Raw genomic sequence first — 4,938 nt, 5'->3', positions numbered from 1 at the left:
GCTCTGAGTAGACAACGTCTACTCAGAGCAACCCACCCCGCAGACGTACGTTCTCCCCCGAGGTCCCAGCCCAGCAGGCATGCCGAACCGGTGACCTCACCCGGGTGAGGTCACAGGGGATCGAATCAGATTGTGCGGCGGCGGGGCTCTGGTAGTCGTAGCGGGCCCCGCCCAGGGTGCCCCAGGACCCGGAAGAGGTTGATCCCCATCATCCGCCGAATCATCGCCGCCGCCGCGAGCGCCGTCGCACTGGCCCTTGCGGCAGCCGTGCCCGCGCACGCGGCTCCCGCGCCCGCCCTCCAGGCCGCCTACGCGACCGACCTCACGACCAACGCCAAGCCCGAACCGGTGGCCAGGCGAAAGCCGGTCACCGTCACGGGAACCCTCGAGGTGCAGCGAGGCGGGCAGTGGTACCCGCTCACCGACCAGGTCATGGCGATCTACTTCGACCCGGCCGGCTCGGTCGGCATGAGCAAGGTCGGCTCGGTCCGTACCACCAGCACCGGCGGCTACACGCACAAGTTCGCCGCGACCCGTTCGGGCACGTGGATCGTGAAGTACGCGGGCAACGTCCGCTTCCAGCCCGCCCGGGCGACCGACTCCGTCTGCGTCTACGCCGAGGGCCGGTGGCAGTGCCCCGTCTCGCCCACCAACCCCGACCTCGACTGCGACGACGTCCGCCAGAAGGTCTGGGTGGGAACGAACGACTACCACGGGCTCGACGGGAACGACCAGGACGGCTGGGGCTGCGAGTCCTACGCCTGACCTCCGCCGGGATGGGCACGTACCGACCATCCCAGGCATTGTGGAATGCTTAGGCAATGCTTACCTCACCTGCGGCAGCGCCCGCGGGACGCCGTGAGGGTGCGGAAGCCGTGGCTCACCGTGCCCGCCGCAGGACGCTCGCGCTGGCGACGGCGCTCGTCGCCCTGCTGCTCGTCGTCCTCGCGAGCCTCGCGCTCGGCGTCCGCGACATCAACCCCGTGGAGGTCTGGCGGGCACTGACGGCGCCGGTCGCCGGGTTCGTGGACCACGACGTGGTCCTGGACCAGCGGCTGCCGCGCACCGTCGTCGGTCTGGCGGCCGGGATCGCGCTCGGCACCGCGGGCACCCTGATCCAGGGCGTCACGCGGAACCCGATAGCGGATCCCGGCCTGCTGGGCCTGAACTCGGGCGCGTCGCTCGCGGTGGTCTGCGCGGTCTGGCTCTTCGGCATCACCTCACCGATCGGCTACGTGTGGTTCGCGTTCCTCGGCGCCGCGGCCGCCGCCACGATCGTGTTCTCGGTGGGGCGCGGCCAGCCCGTGCGGCTCGTACTGGTCGGCGCGGCCGTGACGGCGCTCATCACGCCCCTCATCACGCTCGTGCTCCTGCGCGATCAGCAGGCGTTCAACCTGTACCGGTTCTGGTCCGTCGGCTCCCTGACCGGACGCGGCCTGGACACGGTGCTCTGGCTGTGGCCGTTCATCGTGGTCGGCGTGGTCCTCGCCGCCGTGCTCGCCCACCGGCTCAACATGCTGGCCCTCGGCGACGACGTCGCGACCGCGCTCGGCCAGCGGGTTGGCACCACGCGCACCCTGTCCGCGATCGCGATCGTGCTGCTCGCCGGTACCGCGACGTCGCTCGCCGGGCCCATCGCGCTGGTGGGCCTCGTGGTCCCGCACGCGGCGCGCCGGCTCGTCGGCACCGACTACCGCTGGGTCATGGCGATCGGCGCCCTCCTCGGCCCCGTGATGCTGCTGGCCGCCGACGTCCTCGGACGGCTGATCCTGCCCCGGTCGGAGCTCGAGGCCGGCGTCGTCGCCGCGCTCCTGGGTGCGCCGGTGCTGATCGCCGTCGCCCGGAGCAGGAACGTGGTGGGAGCCTGATGACCACCGACACCGTCGACACGGCTCTCACCGCTACCGTCGCCGGCCTGCGCGCCGTCCGGCGCCGCAGGCAGGTCCTCGTCGTGGCCGGGATGGCCCTCCTGGTGCTCGTCGCCGGGACCGGCGCCCTGCTGATCGGCGCCGCCGGGCTGACCCCTGGCCAGGCGATCGCCGGCGCCGTCGGGCTGGGCGACAAGGGCGACGTCTTCATCATCCAGAAGCTGCGCCTGCCCCGCATCGAGGCAGCGGTGGTGGTCGGCGCAGCCTTCGGGCTGGCGGGCGCGCTGTTCCAGTCGACCCTGCGCAACCCGCTGGCCTCGCCCGACATCCTCGGGATCTCCAGCGGGGCGAGCCTCGGGGCGGTGACCGGCCTGCTCGCGCTGGGCATGAGCGGGGTCGCGCTGTCCGGCATGGCCTTCGCGGGCGCCGGCCTCGTCGCCCTCGCGATCTGGCTGCTGGCCTGGCGCAAGGGACTGCACTCGATCCGGTTCGTGCTGGTCGGCGTCGGGTTCGCGTACCTGTGCTCGTCGCTGGTCGCCTGGGCGATGGCCCGCGCGGAGGAGAACGAGGCCGCGGGTGTGCTCATCTGGACGGTCGGCTCCGTGTCCGACATCCGCGGCGAACAGCTCTCGCTCGTCGCCGCGGGCACGCTCGTGCTCGCGATCGCGGTCGCGCTCGTCGCCCGGACCCAGGGGCCGCTCTCGCTCGGGGACGACAACGCGCGCGCCCTCGGCGTGCACGTGGACGCCGCCCGGGTCGGCACGCTGCTGCTCGCGGTCGCGCTCGTCGCCCTCGCCACCAGTGCCGCCGGCCCCATCGCCTTTGTCGCCCTTGTCGCCCCCGCCATCGCCCGCCGACTCGTGAACGACGGGGGTGCCGCGCTGGTCGCGTCCACCGTCACCGGCGCGGCCCTGACCCTGGTGGCGGACGTCGTCGGGCAGCACGCGCTGCTCGGCGTGGCCGCCCCGGTCGGCATCGTCACGGGGCTCGTGGGCGCCCCCTACCTGCTGTGGCTGCTCGCCACGAACGAGAAGAGGAGCCGATGACCAACCTGCGCGCCGAAGGTGTCAGCCTGGGCTACGAGGGCCTACGTGTCATCGAGGGCCTCGACCTGACACTGCCCGACGGCAAGATCACCGCCGTCGTCGGGCCGAACGCCTGTGGCAAGTCCACGCTGCTGCGCGGCCTCGCGCGGCTGCACCCGCTCGATGGCGGCCGGATCACGCTCGACGGCGCCGACATCACGACGATGCCCCGCAAGGAGCTGGCCCGCAAGGTCGGCATGCTGCCGCAGTCGTCCATCGCGCCCGACGGCGTCCGCGTCGCCGAGCTCGTCAGCCGCGGCCGCTACCCGCACCAGGGCTGGTTCGGCCGCCACTCGTCCGACGACGACGCCGTTGTCATGACCGCGCTGGAGTCCACCGGCGTCGCGGAGCTCGCGGACCGGCCCGTCGACGAGCTGTCGGGCGGCCAGCGTCAGCGCGTGTGGATCGCCATGGTCCTCGCCCAGCAGACCGACATCGTGCTGCTCGACGAGCCGACCACGTTCCTCGACGTGCGCCATCAGCTCGACCTGCTGGACCTGCTCACGGAGCTGAACCGCGAGCGAGGCACCACCGTCGCGATGGTGCTGCACGAGCTCAACCTCGCCGCGCGCTACGCCGACCACCTGGTCGTGATGTCGGCCGGGCGGATCGTCGCGGAGGGCGCGCCGTCGGACGTGCTGACCCAGGACGTGGTGAACGAGGCGTTCGGGCTGCGCGCCCAGGTGGTGCCCGACCCCGTGGCGGGCTCGCCGCTCGTCGTCCCGGTCGGCCGCTACCACGCCGGGGCGTAACGCACCTCACTACAGGGCTCCCCAATTTCGCAACATCGTCGTTACCTAATGTAGTTAGGGTTACCTCATCTCGACCGGCATCCGCCGGTCGTTCGCCTGAACCCCCAGGAGTAACCGTGCGCCCTCGCCGTTCCCTCGCGGCGGCCGTCGGCATTGTCGCCGCGTCCGCCCTCGCCCTGTCGGGCTGCGCGTCCGAAGCCCCTGCCGCGGACGGCGCGACGCCGTCTGCCGACGCTTCCGGCGCGACCGACGAGTTCCCCCTGACCATCGAGCACGCCTTCGGCGAGACCACCATCGACGAGGCGCCCGTCCGTGTCGCCACGTGGGGCTGGGGATCGACCGAGGCAGCGATCGCCGCGGGCGTCTACCCGGTCGCCGTCGCCGAGCAGACCTGGACCGTCGGCGAGGGCAACCTCCTGCCGTGGGTCGAGGAGGCCTACGACGAGGCGGGCATCGACAAGCCGACCGTGCTGACCGACGCCGAGGCCGGCGCGTCGGTGCCCTACGAGGAGTTCGCGGCCGTCGAGCCCGACGTCATCATCGCCACCTACTCCGGCATCACGCAGGAGCAGTACGACCTGCTCAGCGAGATCGCCCCGACCGTCGCCTACCCGGAGACGGCCTGGCAGACGCCGTGGGACCAGATCATCACCGCGACGGACGCCGCACTGGGCCGTAGCGCCGCCGGCGAGGCCAAGGTCGAGGAGATCAACACCTACCTGGCCGAGCAGGCCGAGGCGCACCCCGAGTTCGCGGGCAAGACGGTCGCCGCGATCGTGGACTCGCCCGACGAGGGCCTGATCTACGTGTACCGCGCCGGCGACCCGCGCGCCGGATTCCTGGAGGGCCTCGGCTTCGAGACCGCCCCGGCCGTCGAGGAGCTCGCGCCGGACGACGGCTCGTTCTTCTACACCCTGTCGTACGAGGAGCTCGACAAGCTCGACTCGGACCTCGTCGTCGCCTACACGTACACCGAGGAGGAGGCCGCGGCGCTCCCCGACAAGAAGGAGCTGCAGGCCCTGCCCGCCGTCAAGAACGGCATGGTGGCCCAGCAGGTCGGCACGGTCGCCGTCTCTGCGGTCTCGCCGCCCACGGCCCTCTCGGTCGAGTACCCGGAGGGCATGCCGAAGCTGATCGACTCCCTGGCGGAGACGCTGAGCAAGTAACACGCTCGCGGGGCAAGCCTACGAATTCGGGGTCGGTTGCTCTGAGTAGACATCATCTACTCAGAGC

The 4,938-nt window shown here is 71.9% G+C and carries 5 protein-coding genes; all 5 read left to right on the top strand.

The window, feature by feature from the left end:
* Window positions 1-198: 198 nt before the first annotated feature.
* Window positions 199-765, top strand: a complete 567-nt coding sequence (locus ACFWE2_RS24460) for a hypothetical protein (RefSeq protein WP_377226808.1) — start codon at window positions 199-201, stop codon at window positions 763-765.
* A gap of 56 nt (window positions 766-821) precedes the next feature.
* The gene (locus ACFWE2_RS24455; RefSeq protein ID WP_377226807.1) at window positions 822-1,868 is read left to right on the top strand and encodes a FecCD family ABC transporter permease; all 1,047 of its coding nucleotides are present in this window, start codon (window positions 822-824) and stop codon (window positions 1,866-1,868) included.
* Window positions 1,868-2,914 (top strand): FecCD family ABC transporter permease, encoded by a 1,047-nt coding sequence (locus tag ACFWE2_RS24450; protein ID WP_377226806.1) that lies wholly within the window; start codon window positions 1,868-1,870, stop codon window positions 2,912-2,914. Before ACFWE2_RS24455 ends, ACFWE2_RS24450 begins: the two co-directional genes overlap by 1 nt.
* Window positions 2,911-3,705 (top strand): ABC transporter ATP-binding protein, encoded by a 795-nt coding sequence (locus ACFWE2_RS24445; RefSeq protein WP_377226805.1) that lies wholly within the window; start codon window positions 2,911-2,913, stop codon window positions 3,703-3,705. The genes ACFWE2_RS24450 and ACFWE2_RS24445 overlap by 4 nt, the downstream gene beginning before the upstream one ends.
* 116 nt (window positions 3,706-3,821) lie before the next feature.
* On the top strand, window positions 3,822-4,871 hold the full coding sequence (locus ACFWE2_RS24440) for an ABC transporter substrate-binding protein (protein WP_377226804.1): 1,050 nt from the start codon (window positions 3,822-3,824) through the stop codon (window positions 4,869-4,871).
* The last annotated feature ends 67 nt before the right edge of the window (window positions 4,872-4,938 follow it).

Source organism: Promicromonospora sp. NPDC060271, assembly GCF_042726755.1.
GTDB lineage: Bacteria > Actinomycetota > Actinomycetes > Actinomycetales > Cellulomonadaceae > Promicromonospora.
Note: the sequence above shows the minus strand (reverse complement) of the source record. Positions and strands in the feature narration are given on the sequence as shown.

Excerpts from the sequence above, each read along its gene's own strand:
- ACFWE2_RS24455 (WP_377226807.1), top strand. The coding sequence starts at position 822 with ATGCTTACCTCACCTGCGGCAGCGCCCGCGGGACGCCGTGAGGGTGCG.
- ACFWE2_RS24450 (WP_377226806.1), top strand. The coding sequence starts at position 1,868 with ATGACCACCGACACCGTCGACACGGCTCTCACCGCTACCGTCGCCGGC.
- ACFWE2_RS24445 (WP_377226805.1), top strand. The coding sequence starts at position 2,911 with ATGACCAACCTGCGCGCCGAAGGTGTCAGCCTGGGCTACGAGGGCCTA.